The sequence below is a fragment of the Allocoprococcus comes genome (assembly GCF_013300725.1).
In the GTDB taxonomy this organism is placed as follows: domain Bacteria; phylum Bacillota; class Clostridia; order Lachnospirales; family Lachnospiraceae; genus Allocoprococcus; species Allocoprococcus comes_A.
Window position 1 is genome coordinate 1 of sequence record NZ_JAAIMM010000012.1, and the last position, 17,200, is coordinate 17,200.

At 44.6% G+C, this 17,200-nt stretch carries 14 protein-coding genes; all 14 read right to left on the reverse strand.

Translation table 11 applies throughout. The features are described from left to right. Nucleotides 1-20: 20 nt before the first annotated feature. The 14 genes from G4407_RS07935 to G4407_RS08000 all read right to left on the reverse strand — a co-directional run bounded on the left by G4407_RS07935 (nucleotide 21) and on the right by G4407_RS08000 (nucleotide 16,988). Nucleotides 21-347 carry a hypothetical protein gene (locus G4407_RS07935; protein WP_173688432.1) on the reverse strand — a complete coding sequence of 109 codons (327 nt, stop codon included), beginning with the start codon at nucleotides 345-347 and terminating at the stop codon, nucleotides 21-23. Between the two features lie 282 nt (nucleotides 348-629). Further along, complete coding sequence (gene cmk / locus G4407_RS07940) at nucleotides 630-1,286, reverse strand: (d)CMP kinase (protein WP_173688433.1); 657 nt, start codon at nucleotides 1,284-1,286, stop codon at nucleotides 630-632. 171 nt (nucleotides 1,287-1,457) lie between these two features. Further along, on the reverse strand, nucleotides 1,458-2,690 hold the full coding sequence (locus G4407_RS07945; RefSeq protein WP_173688434.1) for a BaiN/RdsA family NAD(P)/FAD-dependent oxidoreductase: 1,233 nt from the start codon (nucleotides 2,688-2,690) through the stop codon (nucleotides 1,458-1,460). After that, on the reverse strand, nucleotides 2,687-3,586 hold the full coding sequence (locus G4407_RS07950) for a MurR/RpiR family transcriptional regulator (RefSeq protein WP_008369203.1): 900 nt from the start codon (nucleotides 3,584-3,586) through the stop codon (nucleotides 2,687-2,689). Before G4407_RS07950 ends, G4407_RS07945 begins: the two co-directional genes overlap by 4 nt. 183 nt (nucleotides 3,587-3,769) lie before the next feature. Further along, a complete protein-coding gene (locus G4407_RS07955) occupies nucleotides 3,770-5,179 on the reverse strand; it encodes an oxaloacetate decarboxylase subunit alpha (RefSeq protein ID WP_022219914.1) in 1,410 nt (469 codons plus the stop codon). A gap of 182 nt (nucleotides 5,180-5,361) precedes the next feature. Continuing rightward, nucleotides 5,362-6,513 carry a sodium ion-translocating decarboxylase subunit beta gene (locus G4407_RS07960; protein WP_173688435.1) on the reverse strand — a complete coding sequence of 384 codons (1,152 nt, stop codon included), beginning with the start codon at nucleotides 6,511-6,513 and terminating at the stop codon, nucleotides 5,362-5,364. A 36-nt stretch (nucleotides 6,514-6,549) separates the two neighbouring features. After that, nucleotides 6,550-6,915 carry a biotin/lipoyl-containing protein gene (locus tag G4407_RS07965; RefSeq protein ID WP_173688436.1) on the reverse strand — a complete coding sequence of 122 codons (366 nt, stop codon included), beginning with the start codon at nucleotides 6,913-6,915 and terminating at the stop codon, nucleotides 6,550-6,552. A gap of 27 nt (nucleotides 6,916-6,942) precedes the next feature. Further along, nucleotides 6,943-7,722, reverse strand: a complete 780-nt coding sequence (locus tag G4407_RS07970) for an OadG family transporter subunit (RefSeq protein ID WP_173688437.1) — start codon at nucleotides 7,720-7,722, stop codon at nucleotides 6,943-6,945. Between the two features lie 14 nt (nucleotides 7,723-7,736). Continuing rightward, on the reverse strand, nucleotides 7,737-9,173 hold the full coding sequence (locus G4407_RS07975; RefSeq protein WP_173688438.1) for an acyl-CoA carboxylase subunit beta: 1,437 nt from the start codon (nucleotides 9,171-9,173) through the stop codon (nucleotides 7,737-7,739). A 177-nt stretch (nucleotides 9,174-9,350) separates the two neighbouring features. Then, nucleotides 9,351-10,589 (reverse strand): amidohydrolase family protein, encoded by a 1,239-nt coding sequence (locus G4407_RS07980; RefSeq protein ID WP_173688439.1) that lies wholly within the window; start codon nucleotides 10,587-10,589, stop codon nucleotides 9,351-9,353. Between the two features lie 396 nt (nucleotides 10,590-10,985). Next, a complete protein-coding gene (locus G4407_RS07985) occupies nucleotides 10,986-12,065 on the reverse strand; it encodes a M24 family metallopeptidase (RefSeq protein WP_173688440.1) in 1,080 nt (359 codons plus the stop codon). 14 nt (nucleotides 12,066-12,079) lie between these two features. Beyond that, on the reverse strand, nucleotides 12,080-13,180 hold the full coding sequence (locus G4407_RS07990) for a hypothetical protein (protein WP_173688441.1): 1,101 nt from the start codon (nucleotides 13,178-13,180) through the stop codon (nucleotides 12,080-12,082). 43 nt (nucleotides 13,181-13,223) lie between these two features. Continuing rightward, entirely contained in the window at nucleotides 13,224-14,711 is a 1,488-nt protein-coding gene (locus G4407_RS07995; protein WP_173688442.1) for a peptide MFS transporter, read from the reverse strand. Nucleotides 14,712-14,999: 288 nt separating this feature from the next. Then, on the reverse strand, nucleotides 15,000-16,988 hold the full coding sequence (locus G4407_RS08000; RefSeq protein WP_173688443.1) for a 2-isopropylmalate synthase: 1,989 nt from the start codon (nucleotides 16,986-16,988) through the stop codon (nucleotides 15,000-15,002). Nucleotides 16,989-17,200: the final 212 nt, after the last annotated feature.

The following is a 17,200-nucleotide window of genomic DNA, read 5'->3' on the forward strand; positions in this document are numbered from 1 at the left end:
CCCTCACGACTGACCCTCAATTAGTTCGGCAAACCCTCAAGAACTTTGATTATCCACAAATAGACAATCACACACACTGTCACGATGATCGCGTGCTTTGCGACTGCCTTAGCCTCCAACCAGTATCCTCTCCTCAAGATTCCTCTGTAGCTTCCCATCGTCAGACCAACAACCAGATCAATCGCCGCAATCGCAAAAAATACATTCCGATAAAGCGGTGCTTCTCTGTAATATGCAGATCCATGGCGTAGCCACTGGGCAAGTAAATAAGATACTTCCAACAATATTAAATCTAACAAAATAAAATCCCAGTGTTTTAACCAACTGGAAGTTTTCTTTCTGTACATAATTAAACCCAACCCTCTTAAACATTACTTTCGTAATTTGTCTCCTCTAACATTTATAACATATTTCGCACAAAAGGTAAAGCAATCCCCCTGTATAATTCTCTTTTTTGACATTTTTTCAACTTTTCGCACAAAAAAGTCATTAGTTTTGTATACTTTTTTTCTTAAAACTAATGACTTTTTAATTATTTATCGATTATTGCATTTTCAATTATAGCTTTTTACCCTTCCCATACAATAATCACCTTTTTTTCTGCTGCAATCTGATTTCTGACAGATTTTCTACTTTTTCAATGCAATGATTGCTTTCACTACATCCTCAATTCCCATCTCAGAGCTATCGATCAGTACTGCATCGTCTGCCTGTTTGAGCGGTGCGATCTCTCTTGTCATATCGCGCTCGTCTCTTTCCTGGATATCCTGCTTGATCTTTCCAAAATCACAGGCTTCTCCTTTTCCTTCCAGTTCTTTGAAACGGCGCATTGCACGGCATTCTACGCTTGCAGTCAGATACACCTTTACATCCGCATGCGGAAGTACATTGGTTCCGATATCTCTTCCGTCCATAACGACATCCTTTTCTTTTGCAAGATTTCTCTGCAGATCCAGAAGCTTTGCTCGTACTGTCGGTACTGCCGAGCTTACAGATGCCATATTTCCAACAGCTTCCTCTCGAAGCTCTCCGGTGATGTTCTCTCCATTTAAATAAACCTGCTGTACACCATTTTCATAACCAAGCTCTACCTTTGCATCCTCGCATGCTGCCTCGATCTTCTCTACTTCTCCCGGTACGATCCCTTTTTTCAGAAAATGTACGGCAAGTCCGCGGTACATTGCCCCGGTATCTACATAGATGAATCCCAGTTCCTTTGCAACCAGTTTTGCGATCGTGCTCTTTCCGGCACCTGCCGGTCCGTCAATTGCGATATTATATCCCATTTTGTATCCTCCCTGTTTCACTCACATTTTGCTGTTCCTGTCCAGATCTGACCGGTTTCTTTTTCCGGCTTTCCGCTGATATTCTCGTCCTCAGCTTTTCTCGACTTCCATCCGGATCATTTCCTGTTTATGCCATCTCTGGATTGTTATGCGATTTCTATATCCCTAAAACTACCAGATATTACTTCCTGCCGCAAATGCAGTCGACCACGCGATCTGCAGGTTGAATCCACCGGTCAGTGCATCCAGATCCAGCACTTCCCCTGCAAAATACAGTCCCTGTACCAGCTTTGATTCCATCGTAGATGGATTGACTTCTTTGACTTTTACACCACCCCGTGTAATAATTGCCTCTTTGAAATCCCGAAGCCCGGTCAGTGTCACAGTAAAATGCTTGATCAGATGGACAAAATTCATCCGCTCTTCTTTTGTGATCACATTGACCTTCTTCTCCGGATCAATGCCGCTTAAGTGGATCATGACCGGAAGTAATTTTGCCGGGAAAAGTCCGGTGACTGCATTTTTAAACTGTTTGTTATGGTTCGCATCAAATTCCCGCAGCACTCTTGCATCCAGCTGTTCTTCGGAAAGTGCCGGTTTCAGATCGATCACCAGCTTTAACTCATGCTTTTTCTGCAGGATTTTACCTACATAGGCACTCGCACTGATGATCAGTGGCCCGCTGACTCCAAAGTGGGTGAATAACATTTCTCCGAAATCACTGTACAGCTCTTTCTTCCCATCATAGACCGTTGCCTGGACATTCCTGAGGGAAAGCCCCATCAGTGCCGGAATATACTCTTCTCTGACATTCATCGGAACCAGTGACGGTGCAGGCTCGGTGATCTTGTGTCCCATCGCTTCTGCGAAACGGTAGCCATCACCGGTTGAACCTGTTGTCTGATAGCTGACACCACCGGTTGCGATAATACAGGCATCCCCATCTTCTCTGCTTCCGTCTGCCATCACAAGGTGGGAGAATCTTCCATCCTCTGCCACAACCTTGTCCACATTGGAATAAAGATGGATGTGCACACCGTTTCGCTTCATTTCCATCTCCAGTGTGCGGATCACATCCGAAGAATGATCCGACTGTGGAAATACACGGTTGCCACGCTCAGTCTTCAGACGCAGACCTGCATTTTCAAAGAAATCCATCACATCCTGATTGGTAAATCCATAAAAACTGCTGTACATGAATTTCTCATTGGATATCATATTCTGGAAAAGCTCTTCTACATCACAGGCATTGGTGACGTTGCATCTGCCTTTTCCTGTGATAAAAAGCTTCTTCCCAAGTTTTTCATTTTTCTCAAATACGTGGACTTCATTGCCATTTTTCGCCGCAAATATGGATGCGAACATACCGGCAGCTCCGCCCCCTACGATCAGTACTTTACTCATTTGATCCTTACCTCATCTTCTACAGGCTCCAGCTCATCTCTGGAATAAACCTGATATTCGTCCCAGATGTCCTCCAGTGTCTCCAGCGTCTCGATGACATCATCCTGCTTCTTCATACAGAGTGCAACCACCAGTGCATTGATCACACTGAGCGGTGCAACCAGGGAATCTACGATGGATGCCATATCACTCTTGGCGATCAGGTTGCAGGAGGAATAGAGATTCATCGGAGAATTCACGCTGTCGGTCAGGGTGATTACCTTTGCTTTCCGGTTGCTGGCAAATTCCAGCGCTTTTAAAGTACGCATGGAATACCGCGGAAAACTGATCCCGATGATCACATCTTCTTCCCCGATCCGGATCAGCTGCTCAAAAATCTCGCTGGAACTGTTGGTATCGACCTCTACCACATCCTCACAGATCAGATTCAGATAGAAAGTCAGGAATTTCGCCAGCGGTGCACAGCTTCGGATTCCAATTACATAAACCTTTTTTGCCGCAAGGATCGTATCCACTGCCAGCTCAAATGCATGATTGTCCACGGATTCCAGTGTCTGCTTGATCTTCTCGATATCAGACTGCAGAACCGTCGCCAGAATCTCACTCCGGTCGATCCGTCCGTAGGTCACTTCCATACGCTGGATGGAATTCAGCTTGGTACGAACCAGCTCTCCCAGTGCTTTCTGGAATTCCGGATAGCCTTTGTATCCAAGCTGTGTCGCGAAACGGACAACCGTTGATTCGCTGACACCAACTGCCTCTCCCATCTTTGCAGCCGTCAGGAAGGCTGCTTTATCATAATTTTCTTTGATGTAATCCGCAAGCCGCTTCTGTCCTTTGCTGAACTTCGGATATCTCTCATCAATTCTTATCAGTAACTCATTTTTTGTGCTCACAATTTGCCTCCAAATAAGAAACGTGCCTTTTTATAAAATCATTTACTTCTATTATAAATAAGGTCACAACCCTTTTTATTATAAGCAAAAGAGCCATAAAATTCAACTCGAATTTTATGGCTCCTGAAGTTACGTTTTGCTCACAAAATACTGTCTGTAACAGCTTTCGTCAGTTCGTCGCTATTATACCGGATAACTTCCGTCTTTTGCAATTGTAGCATCTACTTTCTTCTCCTGTGCCTCGCGGTATTTGAAGAAGTCTGTAGCTACCTGCGGGAAGAGTGCGTAGCTGAGTACGTCTTCATCCTGCTCTTTGTACTGTTCCATCTCTTTTTCAAGAGTAGCAAGTTCATCCGGGATCAGATCTGCCGGACGGCATGTGATAACTTCCGGATTGTCTCCAAGTACTTTCTTAACAACATCCGGGTTGAACGGTTTAACAGTTGCACCGTATTTTCCGCTCAGGATGTCTTTTGTCTCTTTTGTTGCCATCTTGTAGCGTTCGCCCATCAGGACATTGAATACTGCCTGTGTACCAACGATCTGTGATGACGGAGTAACCAGCGGTGGTTCACCAAGGTCTTTACGAACTCTCGGTACTTCTTCAAGTACGTCGTAGAACTTGTCTTCTGCTCCCTGCTCTTTGAGCTGAGAAGTAAGGTTGGAAAGCATTCCGCCCGGTACCTGGTACAGAAGAGTCTTGATGTTAACACCAAGGTTCTTCGGATTGAGAAGTCCGCTGTCAAGTGCTTCGTCACGGATCGGACGGAAGTAATCAGCGATCTCAGCCAGAAGACTCTGGTCAAATCCTGTATCATAAGGTGTTCCTTTGAAAGTCTCAACCATAACTTCTGTTGCTGGCTGGGAAGTTCCAAGTGCGAACGGTGAAATAGCAGTATCGATCACGTCTACACCGGCTTCAACTGCTTTTAAGTATGTCATTGAAGCAACACCTGATGTGTAATGTGTATGCAGCTGGATCGGGATATCAACAGCTTCTTTCAATGCTCCGACAAGTTCTGTTGCCTTGTACGGAAGAAGAAGTCCTGCCATATCTTTGATACAGATAGAGTTTGCACCCATATCTTCGATTCTCTTGGCGATGTCTACCCAGTAATCTAAGGTATAAGCATCTCCAAGTGTATAAGAAAGTGCGATCTGTGCTTCTGCTTTCTCAGCGTTAGCTGCTTTTACTGCTGTCTGAAGGTTTCTAAGGTCATTCAGACAGTCAAAAATACGAATGATATCGATTCCATTTGCAACAGATTTCTTAACGAAGTATTCTACTACGTCATCTGCATATGGACGGTATCCAAGGATGTTCTGTCCACGGAAGAGCATCTGAAGTTTGGTGTTCTTGAATCCGTCACGGAATTTACGAAGTCTTGACCATGGATCTTCATGCAGGAAACGAAGGGATGCATCAAATGTAGCTCCGCCCCAGCATTCTACGGAATGGTATCCGACTTTGTCCATTTTATCTACGATCGGAAGCATCTGTTCTGTGGTAAGTCTTGTTGCGATCAGGGACTGATGCGCATCACGCAGAACTGTTTCCGTAATCTTAATCGGTTTCTTTTCAATTGCTGCCATTATATCTTCCTCCAATTATTATAAGGTTTATTACGCTCCAGGATTGTTATCTCACTGTCAGATACGCGCTGCTCGCAGCGCTAAGGGAACCTGACGGTTTCCTTCTGTGCCTGATGGCACAGTCTGACATTTCGATAGCAACCGCGATTTGCCCTTGCAAGCAAGCAAATCGCTTCCTGTTGCTACATAACTCCGAAAATTGCCATAAATGTTCCGGCTGCTACGGCTGTTCCGATAACTCCGGCTACGTTCGGTCCCATTGCATGCATCAGAAGGAAGTTGGTCGGATCTGCTTCCGCTCCTACTTTCTGGGATACACGGGCTGCCATAGGTACGGCAGATACTCCGGCTGAACCGATCAGCGGGTTAACTTTGCCATGCGTAGCGACGCACATAAGTTTTCCGAACAGGACACCTGCTGCAGTACCGAATGCAAATGCGATAAGACCAAGTACTACGATCTTCAGTGTGCTGACATTCAGGAATGCTTCCGCACTTGTTGTTGCACCTACAGATGTTCCAAGCAGGATAACTACGATGTACATCATTGCGTTGGATGCAGTCTCTGTCAGCTGTCTTACAACACCGGATTCCTTGAACAGGTTACCAAGCATCAGCATACCAACCAGCGGAGCTGTTGTCGGAAGGATCATACATACAACGATTGTTACGATGATCGGGAACAGGATCTTCTCAAGCTGTGTAACCGGACGAAGCTGTCCCATTTTGATCTTTCTTTCCTTCTCTGTTGTGAGAAGCTTCATGATCGGCGGCTGGATGATCGGAACCAGTGACATGTACGAGTACGCCGCCACGGCGATCGGTCCCATCAGAGCCGTCTGCTGGAGCTTACCTGCAAGGAAGATGGATGTCGGTCCGTCTGCTCCACCGATGATGGAAATAGCAGCTGCTGCTTTATCAGAGAAACCAAGAGCCATCGCACCAAGATAAGCTGCGAAAATACCAAACTGTGCTGCCGCACCGAGGAGGAAGCTCATCGGGTTGGCGATCAGCGGTCCGAAGTCAGTCATCGCACCGACACCCATGAAAATAAGTGACGGGAGAATAGACCACTCATCCAGCTGGAAGAAGTAATACAAAAGTCCGCCCGTTCCGTTTGCCGAATCTTCTGCATGAAGCATGATATCCGGGTAAATATTTACCAGGAGCATACCAAATGCAATCGGTACAAGCAGAAGCGGTTCAAACCCATGCTTGATTGCAAGATAAAGGAAAAAACATGCAACTGCGATCATGATGTAGTTACCCCAAGTCAGGTTGAGGAACGCAGTCTGCTGCACGAGGTTTCCCAGTGTGTTAGTGATATATTCCATGTTATAACCTCCTGTTTTTCAAAAGGATGTTGCTCCTTAGTTCAATGTAGCCAGTGTCTGTCCTGCTTCTACTGCATCACCTACTGCTACATCGATACTTGCAACTGTTCCGTCTTCCGGAGCTACAACAGGAATTTCCATCTTCATTGCTTCTACGATAAGAACTGCATCACCGCGGGATACTTTCTGTCCTACGCTTGCTTCGATCTTAAATACTTTTCCGGCTGCACCAGCTTCTACTTTGATGCTTCCTGCTCCGGCTGCTGCTTTCGGAGCTGCCTTTGGTGCTGCTTTCGGAGCTGCCTTTGGTGCTGCTGCAGGTGCTGCAGCTGCTCCGTTTCCGTTTTCTTCTACTGTAACATCATATACGTTGCCGTTAACTGTGATTGTATAGTTTTTCATCTTTAAATCCTCCTGATTCTATTCGCACTATGCATTCCATTTGTTTGATTTTCTTCTCTTGATAGAACGTACTACAAATCCGTCTGTAGTAGTTCCTTCTGCTGCCGCGATCGCTGCTGCGATAACTGCAACAAGTTCGGTATCATCCATTTCTTCTGCTTCTTCTACAGCTGCTGCCACTGCCGGAGCCGGTGCTGCTTTCGGAGCTTCTTCTTTTTTCTTCTTGGATGTACCGTTAAGTAATGCAGGAACGTATTTGATCAGGGAAATGATGAAGCTCATGAAAATAAGCATTACGAATACAGTTCCCATACCAAGTAATGTGTTAAGTCCCGCTTTTTCAAGGATTTCGCTCATACCATAATGAGCATTGACTGTAAATGATTCCAGAGTCATATCTTCATCGAATACGAATTCCAGATCTGCACTTCTGTCAGAAAATGTAGCCGGTGCAGTTACTGTAACTCCTGTAGAAGTTGCTTTGAATTCATAGTCTTTATGACTTTCATAATCGCCGCATTCTTCCAGGGATGCTTTCCATCCTTCCAGTGCAGTTGCAAAATCATCTGCTTCCATCATTACACCGGTCTGGCTTTCAAACTGTGCCATCAGATATCCCTGGTTCCAGTCAGACATCTCTGTGATCTGGTCACTTGAGATGGATCCGCTCTGAATGATATCAAAAACAGAATCACAGGACTGGCTCAGTGTATCTTTATCGTAGCTGACGGTCTTTGCATTTCCGCAGCCTGCAAGGCCGAGCACAAGTACCAGAACTGCGACTACTAAACTAATCTTTTTCTTCACTTCGCTTCACCTCGCTAAATTGTTCCGTGTTTTTTGGATGGTCTTTCTTCCCTTTTTGTAAATAACATCTCAAATGCACCGATCACATATTTTCTTGTATCTGCCGGTTCGATGATGGTATCTACATATCCTCTTCCTGCTGCTGAGAGCGGGCTTGACTGAAGTGCTTTGTATTCTTCTGTCTTTGCTTTTAATGTGTCTGCATCTGCATCTGTGTACATGATCTTAGCTGCCATATCTGCTGCCATCATTCCGATCTCAGCTTCCGGCCATGCGTATACCATGTCTGCACCGATTGCTTTGCTGTTCATGGTCACATATGCACTTCCGAATGCTTTGCCTGTGATCACGTTGACTTTCGGTACAGTTGCGTCTGCAAATGCATAAGTGAGAGCTGCCATCTCTCTTGCAAGGTTCTTTTCTGAGCATGCAGATGCCTTAAGTCCTTTTACATTTGTAAGTGTCAGTACAGGAATTCCGAATGCATCACAGAATTTAACGAAAGCGGTTGCTTTCTTGCATCCCATTGCTGAGAGTGTGCCATCGAATTCTTCTGCTGTGTTTCCTTCTTCATCATATACTTTTGAGCGGTTGGCAACAGCGCCTACTGTCATTCCGTTCAGACGGATGAAGCCTGTTACCATATCTTTTGCATATGCTTTCTTTGTCTCAATGAACACACCATTGTCAGAGATCATAGAAAGAGCAAGTGCTGCATCTTCTGCTGCGTTCTCAAGATCTGCACATACTCTGTTCAGATCGTCTGTGCATTCATCGTATGCATCGTTGTCTTCATTGTTAGCCGGAAGAATTGCTACGAGTGAGCGGATCTCGTCAAGAATTTCTTCTTCGCTTCCTACGCCGTCAACGATTCCGGATTCTTCGCTCTGGAATTTTGCGCTTGCTGTATCGCATTTGTCCGCGGTGTTGCCCGGAATGGTGTTCGGAGAGTTTACGAATAATTTTCCGTTCTCTGCCATGAATGTAAAATCAGAAAGTGCTGCTGCCGCTGCCAGTCCACCACCGCAATTGCCGAATACTGCTGTGATCTGTGGAATTACGCCAGAAGCCATAGCCTGTTTGTAATAGAAGCTTCCGAATGCGTTCAGTGCGTCAGTTGCTTCCTGAAGACGAAGTCCTGCGCAGTCGATCAGACCGATCACCGGTGCGCCCATCTTCATTGCCATATCATAAATGTTCGCAATCTTCTTTGCGTGCATCTCGCCGATGGTTCCGTTCAGTACAGATGCGTCCTGGCTGTATACATATACCAGGTTTCCATCGATCACACCGTAACCTGTGATGACGCCATCTGTCGGAGCTTTTTTCTCCTGCATGTTGAAATCTGTTGCTCTTGCAGTTACCTGTCCACCGATTTCAACAAAGCTTCCCTCATCGAGCAAATTGGCAATTCTTAAGCTCGCCGGGTTTGATGATGTTGTGTTGCTCATAAATCTAGCCCTCCATTTTTATAAATTTAATAATTAAATCAAATTTTCTGCCGTGTATATTATACTTGCTTTTTATGCAATACGCAACTGTTTTTGATAAGTTTTCTCTTATTTTGTTAAATTTTCGACAAGTAATTTTCACGTGTAAAAAAGCCTCTGCAACGCAGAAGCCTTTTCTTACATAAACATATTCCCTGTTCCAACATAACGGATGCCGTCTTCAAAGACTCTCTTTCCGCCAAGTGTAACAAATTTTACATCTTTTAATCTGGTGATATCCCGGCTTAAGTCACCGCCAACTACCAGAAGATCTGCATCCAGTCCTTCCGCAACAAGTCCGCGTTCTTTTTCCACACCCAGTACCTTTGCCGGGTTGGAGGTTGCCACCTGTACTGCCTGCACCGGCGTAATTCCGTATTCCACCATATATTGCAGTTCTCTCGGAAGCGGCAGGAGCGGAGAATGATACATCACCATATCGGTGCCGGCAAGAACCGTCACACCCGTATCATAAAATTCTTTAAAATGATCCCGGTACGCTTTGTATGCCGGTTCAAAGAATTCATAATTTGCCATCTCTTTTTGCATGACCGGATCGCTGACCGGTGCATCGCCATTCTTCTCGATATTTTCCTTGCACAGTTTATAGAGATAAGTATATGCCATGATTGTCGGTGTCCAGGCAATACCTTTTTCTGCCATCTGCTTTGCATGATCCAGCGTCATAAAGGTTCCATGTTCGATCGTGTCAAATCCGGCATCAATGCACATCTGAATCCCCGGATTGGTCCCGGCATGCACACCACACTTGATTCCTCTTCTGTGGCACTCATCCACCGCCGCATCCAGTTCTTCCTGGGTAAACTCCGGATACGATTCCCGGTTGGTGGTCAGGATCTTCACCCATTCCGCACCGTCACGCACCTGCTTACGGATCTCTTTACGGATTGCCCACGGACCGTCCATTTCCTCTACCTCTTCCCAGGCATGTCCGCCTGTCATGCAGATTCCGGTGTCTGTATGCACGATTCTCGGGATCACGATAAATCCCTTCTTTTCTGCCAGTTTCAGATTCTTGCATACACCATGTGCAGAAGACATATCCCGCACCGTGGTGATTCCTCTTTCAAATGCAGCCTGCGCATGCTGCAGCGCATATAACATGATCAGCTGTGATCCATAATTAAAGCTATCCGGCTGGGAATAGCCGTATGCAAGATGCGCATGCATATCCATAAGTCCCGGAAGAAGTGTCGCATCACCATACTCCTTAACTTCCTCCTGTGGAAATTCTTTCAGCAACTCTTCTTTCGGTGCAATTTTTCCGATCTTGCCGTCCTCTCCGACATAGACCGCCTTATCCGTAAGAACGGTCTTTCCATCTCCTGTAATCAGATATTTCGTACTGATAATCATCCCTTGATCCCTCTTTAATTCCTTTATTTTTCAAATACACGCAGCCCTTTCATGCTGCCTCTCTCCCGTTGCATTCATTCTTTAACATTTTAAAGCGCAACCGTCTTGAAGTGTATTATACTTGTTTTTTCAAGCCGGCGCAACCGTTTTCCACAGAATCTATTAAATATTTTGCAATTTTTAATCCGTTTTACGTCCAAAACTTTATACAGATACACTTGCACTTTTCATTTTATTCACAACATCGTTTGACAATCAATATTAAAATCTTGCGACTCCCAGGTCTGCGTCCAAAGATTACAGCGCAGATTTAAAAAAAGAAAATCCTTATCCGGCAAATCACCAGATAAGGATTTCCTCTATTCTTTATACTTTTTTAGGATGACAACATTTTTATTACAGTGTGATCAGCGCATCTGTAATATTTGTAATTCTGCGGTATCCATCTTCTGTGATCAGGAAATCATCTTCCTGACGGACACCACCGATTCCCGGAATGTAAATTCCAGGTTCGATCGTATGAACCATTCCCGGCTGAAGGACCACTTTACTGCCGGTGCAGATATACGGCTGTTCATGAATATCCAGTCCGAAGTTGTGTCCCGGACCATGTGGAATATGATAGCCTGCATCTTCCACTACATTCACGATGATATCTCTGAGCTCGCCCATAACCATTCCCGGTTTCAGGCTGTTCTGTCCGGCATCCTTTGCTTTTCTGACTACGTCAAACATCTTGTAAAGCTCCGGATTCTTGGCTTTTCCTACTGCAACAGTACGGGTAATGTCCGAGCAGTATCCGTGATAATAAGTTCCGAAATCAATCGTCACAAAATCACCAAGCTGGATTTTTCTGTCGGATGCCGTCGCATGACAGTTTGCTCCGTTATCCGGACCAGATGCTACGATCGTCTCGAAGCAGAATCCTGAACCGCCACGGCTTCTGAACTGATATTCCAGTTCATTTGCAATATCGATCTCTGTAACGCCCGGTTTGATCACATCAAGCAGTGCATAGAAAGATCTCTCTGAAATCCGGCATGCCTGTTCGATCGTCTCGATTTCTTCCGGTGTCTTGATCGCACGTAAAGGTTCTACATAAGAGCCTTCGGAAACGAATTTGGTATCAGGAGCCTGGCTTACCAGATCCTGATAATCGTCAAACGTAAGATCTGCTCCACAGATTGTACACTGTTTTACTCCTGCTTCTGCCGCCAATTTACCGGTCTGGCTGAAGTAATTCAGTCCTTCACCATAGACAACAACTTCAAATCCTTCTGTTTCCTGTGCGGCCTGGAATTCAAACCGACCGTCTGTCACAAAATAATTTTTCTGTTCTGTCAGAAGCAGGACTGCAACTCCATATTCTCCGGTAAAGCCGGTCAGATACTTGATGTCGCTGCCTTTGCTGATCACAATTCCGTCATGACCGTTTTTCTTTGCAGCATCTACAATTGTCTGAATGCGTGTATTCATTGTTCCATCTCCTACTAAATAAAATCCCAGTTGAATTTCATATTTTCATCATATGATTTGTATGGTTTTCCATCAATATCATAGATATTTACATTATAATGCCAAGGTTCCGGAAGTGTCTTCTCCGGATAAATGTGCTTCATCAGCTCATATCCTTCCGGATCATAGACCTTCAGTTCCTCTCTTGTGTTGACCGGTCCGGGGATACCATCCCATCGTCCGTCAACACCTTCCTGCATGACATTGAACCAGACGGTACTTAAAGTTGCAAAATACTCTTCGTAATTGCTGATCGCATAAGTGTCCGGCCACAAACCATTGTCGCTGGCATGCTGATATGCTTTCCGGATCATGTCTGCAAGCGTCTGGTCTTTCAGACCATTCATTCCAACCAGATGGATCGCATGTCCGAATTCATGGACAAGAATCATCTCATTTGGATAACTGGTTGCATATCTTCCGGTTCTGAGACGGATCACATTTGCCTCTGAAATAGAGGATGCCGGATTCGTCATCTCGCCGCCGTAACCTGCCACATGGCGGGTTGCAAGCAGATATCCCATTCTGTGTTCCGGGACATCATAAGCATTCTCAAGCAGTCCGAACACAGATACCTCTGCGCCTCTGCGGACAAGCTCTTCTGCTACTTCCGGGATCTTTTCAAGCATCATATCAATAATTGCAAGTGCTTTATCCACTACGGCCGGTGTTGTTTTTTCTCCGGCTTTTACTACAATGCCGGAGGTTCCTTTTTTGCGGACTACATAATATGGCTGATACACGGTCTGGTAAACCTTTTCATTGTCTACCGGTCTGTCTTTTACATCAGTCAGCTTCCCGACAATCTGTACAGTAACCTCTCCTGCACATTCCGGATCAACCGGATGAACCAGGGAAAGTGTGGTACGCATGGATTCTTTCTGGTATACCGTACCATAATCCCATGTCATATCACTGGTCCAGTGTACCAGTTCCTGTACTTCCCCTTTGTATTTTACCAGATAATCGTTTTCATTATCAGCACGGCGCATCTGTTCGCCCCAATAAATCTCAATTCTTCTGTCATCGATCAGAATGACTTTTTCGACCGGTGCATAATTACAATTCTCTGACATTTATTTTTCATCCTCCTGAAACATAAACTTATTTTCTGATCTTTTATGCTTCTGCGTTCTTGTCCAGTCCCATTCCGACTGCAAGTTTTTTACTGAAGATTGCTACAACCGCACCAACTGCACATACACCCAAACCGATTGCTACGAAGAACGGAATTTCGCTTCCTTCTTTGTAGAAGTTTGTGAGCAGCGTGTTAAGAGCAGCTCCTGTAGACTGTGACATTGACCAGATTGTCATCATCTGTGTCATGAATGCCTTCGGTGCTGCAACAGCCGTGATCGAGTAACCGATCGGGCAGGTAAATCCTTCACCAAGCATCAGGATTGCGTAGAATAATACGATCCACCATGCGCTGACTTTTGCATCTCCAGGATAGATTACATAGAGGAGTGCAATGATCAAAGCTCCAAGTCCCCAGAAGATAGTTCCGATACCCATCTTTGTGGTTCCGTATGGCTGTTTCTTTCCAAGTTTTGTCCATACTGCTGTCAGGATACTTCCGATGATAACTGCGAACACTGCCGGGATTGTCTGCATAGATGCTGCAGGCACTTCGATTCCGAACAGTACACGGTTAACCTTTTCTTCATAGAAGATTGCGAGAATTGAAATTGTCTGTGTCCAGATCAGCAGGGTAACTGCGTTACAGATGAACGGCGGAACCAGGCAGAGGATTTTTTTCTTCTCATATGGCTCTGTCTTTTTACTTCTGTAAATAACTACCAGGTATGCGATCGGGATAATGATCGATACAGTACTGATTACATTTGAGAATACAGAAATTGTTAATGTTCCTGTTGCAAAAAGTGTTGCAAGAACAACTGCGCAGATAACAAGTACAACGATCATCTTTGTGATGAAAGAACGTTTCTTATCATCCGGAAGCGGATCATCCGGTTCAATACCGATGTTACCGAAGAACGGTTTGTATGTAACTGCATATACAACGATACCTAAGAAAGCAAGGACTGCACATGCTGCGAATGCTGCATGGTATCCAAGTGCTGCTGCGATTGCACCGGAAAGTACCGGAGCTGCTGCACCAATGTTGGAAATTACGTAAGAAATCGTATAAGCACTGTCACGTCTTCCGTCTGATTCATCATAGAATTTTCCAAGAAGAGCATCCAGACATCTACCACCGAACATCGGTCCGATTGCCAGACATCCCATAGCGATTCCATAGCCAGGAACGCCAAGTGGTAATGCAAGGCATACATATCCAATAAACGAAAGTGATCTTGCTACAAATAAAGACTTCCGGCATCCTAAGATACGGTCGCAGACAAAGCTTCCGACAATACCTGTCAGTACGACAACTGTTGAATATAAAGAGATCAGCTGTGCGGCATTTGCCTTGCTGAATCCAAGTCCCTCCGGTGCATTTGCGTATAAGTAGTAAATCAATACCGCACTCATCGCATAGTTTGCGAAAGAGTTACAAAGCTGCATAAAGCTCAGGGTTCCCACTCCCTTTGGCTGTCCTAAAAAGGCGGTTTGTTTTCTTAACGCCTCATCATGTTCGTTCATTATTTTTCCCTCCAAAATAACCTTTTGTATTCTATTCATTCAACAAAAAACAATCGTTAATTGTTTCCCCATCCTCAGATGTCTTCACTCCTCCTTTTTTCATAATTTTTAACCTTTGTTTTTTATTATGAACATACAAGTATCTTACTTTTTTTTGTTTACTTTGTCAATATTTTTGCCTATAAATATGAATTTTTGTTCATATTCATAAACATTGATAAAAAAAGAACGCAAAAAACGTCTTTTTACCCGTTTTTGCGCCCTTTTTTCGTCGTTTTTCTGTATTATTTATTTCTGGTTGCGGAACTGTACCGGTGTGATATTGTACGCCTTCTTGAAGAGTCTGTTGAAGTGTTCTACATTCTGATATCCAACGGTCAGTGCAATGTTTTCAACGGTCATGCTGCTGCTCTTTAACAGGGCACGTGCCTTTTTCATTCTGACTTTTTTGACAATATCCCCGAAAGTCATTCCGGATTTTTCTTTGATATATTTGGAAAGGTATGGTTTGGACAGGAAGAATTTCTCTGCAAGATCATCCAGAGATACATCCAGATAATTTGCCTGGATATAGTTCATGATCTCTACCATTCTTTCATCTTTACATTCATTCGCATTCTTCAGTTCATCGATCTTGTTGACGGCAACTGTCAATGCCTCAATAGAAGCTTTGATGATATCGGCATCAATTCCGACTCCCCAGTAGGTCTTTCCATTGCAGATGACACCTACATAAGCACATGCTTTGGAAGAAGAACCACGTGTCAGGGAATGTTCTTCGTAGAAGCTCAGTTCATAGCTGATACCAAAGTACTGTTTGATCGCATTGCTGACTGCGTCAAGACGTCCGTTACCGCCTGCTGTTACCACACGTTTTCCATTTGCATGGGAAATGGTTGCGTCTGCCATAATACCATCTTCCTGTTTGAAGTGGCATTCATCGATAGAGAAGATTCCTCTGTAATTTACATAGTGATCTTCAAAAATGTGGTATACCCAGTCCGGAGTCAGCTCTTTGTGTGCTTTATCGGATACATCTTTTACCATGTAGCCGACTTCTTCACGCATTTCTTTCGGAACGCTGATTCCGAAGTTCTGCTTCAGAATGTAGCTTACACCGCCTTTTCCTGACTGGCTGTTGATACGGATAACATCTTTATCGTAAGTTCTTCCGATGTCCTTCGGATCGATCGGCAGATACGGTACGGTCCAGTGATCTCTTTCTTCTGCTTCACGCCATGCCATACCTTTTGCGATGGCATCCTGATGGGAACCGGAGAATGCGGTAAATACCAGATCTCCTGCATATGGCTGTCTTTCATAGACATGCATTCTGGTCAGACGTTCGTAGATCTCACGGATCTTTGGAATGTCAGTGAAATCCAGTCCCGGATCTACACCCTGCGAGAACATATTGAGTGCCAATGTAACGATATCCACGTTACCGGTACGTTCTCCATTTCCGAATAAGGTTCCTTCGATACGGTCTGCGCCTGCAAGAATACCCATCTCAGCAGTTGCCACACCACATCCACGGTCATTGTGCGGGTGAAGGCTGAGTACAACCCCGTCACGGTATTTCAGGTTCTTGTCTACATATTCTACCTGCCCTGCAAATACATGCGGCATTGCGTTTTCTACGGTTGTCGGAATGTTGATGATGACTTTTTTATCTTTTGTCGGCTGCCATACATCCAGTACTGCATTGCAGACATCCACTGCATAGTCCACCTCTGTTCCTGAAAAGCTTTCCGGGCTGTACTCGAAAGTAAAGTTTCCTTCTGTCTGATCAGCAAGCTGTTTCAACAGTTTTGCTCCGTCGATGGCGATCTGTTTTACCTGTTCTTTATCTTTTTTGAAAACCTGTTCTCTCTGTGCAACAGAGGTTGAGTTGTACACGTGGATCACAGCATGTGGTGCTCCCTGTACGGCTTCGAAGGTACGTTTGATGATGTGCTCTCTTGCCTGTGTCAGTACCTGGACAGTCACGTCATCCGGGATCATGTCTTTCTCGATCAGGGTACGCATGAACTGGTATTCTGTCTCAGATGCTGCCGGAAATCCGACTTCGATCTCTTTGAATCCCACATCGACTAATAACTGAAAGAATTCCAGCTTTTCATCCAGACTCATCGGCTCGATCAGTGCCTGGTTTCCATCACGCAGGTCAACGCTGCACCAGATTGGCGGTGCGTCTACATAATCTTTTTTCACCCAGTCATATTCAAATTTCGGAGGCATGAAATATTGTCTCTCGTATTTTTTACAGTTTTCCATTTTGTTTCTCTCCTTTTATTTAACGGGAAAGGGCGGCATCTGCTTTTTCTTCTGTTCATATGAAAAAACAAGGAATTTTTCATAAAAATCACACAATTCGCCGTATTCCTGACTTTTCACAAATATCCGTCAACTTTCTTGTCTTATTTTGTTGTCTAACTTATCCTAACATATCTTATCGTGAAAGTCTATTGATGAATTTAAGCAATTTC

Bases quoted from the DNA above. Each gene is read 5' to 3' on its own strand.
- G4407_RS07935 (WP_173688432.1), bottom strand. From the start codon at position 347: ATGTACAGAAAGAAAACTTCCAGTTGGTTAAAACACTGGGATTTTATT.
- cmk (WP_173688433.1), bottom strand. From the start codon at position 1,286: ATGGGATATAATATCGCAATTGACGGACCGGCAGGTGCCGGAAAGAGC.
- G4407_RS07945 (WP_173688434.1), bottom strand. From the start codon at position 2,690: ATGAGTAAAGTACTGATCGTAGGGGGCGGAGCTGCCGGTATGTTCGCA.
- G4407_RS07955 (WP_022219914.1), bottom strand. From the start codon at position 5,179: ATGGCAGCAATTGAAAAGAAACCGATTAAGATTACGGAAACAGTTCTG.
- G4407_RS07960 (WP_173688435.1), bottom strand. From the start codon at position 6,513: ATGGAATATATCACTAACACACTGGGAAACCTCGTGCAGCAGACTGCG.
- G4407_RS07965 (WP_173688436.1), bottom strand. From the start codon at position 6,915: ATGAAAAACTATACAATCACAGTTAACGGCAACGTATATGATGTTACA.
- G4407_RS07975 (WP_173688438.1), bottom strand. From the start codon at position 9,173: ATGAGCAACACAACATCATCAAACCCGGCGAGCTTAAGAATTGCCAAT.
- G4407_RS07980 (WP_173688439.1), bottom strand. From the start codon at position 10,589: ATGATTATCAGTACGAAATATCTGATTACAGGAGATGGAAAGACCGTT.
- G4407_RS07985 (WP_173688440.1), bottom strand. From the start codon at position 12,065: ATGAATACACGCATTCAGACAATTGTAGATGCTGCAAAGAAAAACGGT.
- G4407_RS07990 (WP_173688441.1), bottom strand. From the start codon at position 13,180: ATGTCAGAGAATTGTAATTATGCACCGGTCGAAAAAGTCATTCTGATC.
- G4407_RS07995 (WP_173688442.1), bottom strand. From the start codon at position 14,711: ATGAACGAACATGATGAGGCGTTAAGAAAACAAACCGCCTTTTTAGGA.
- G4407_RS08000 (WP_173688443.1), bottom strand. From the start codon at position 16,988: ATGGAAAACTGTAAAAAATACGAGAGACAATATTTCATGCCTCCGAAA.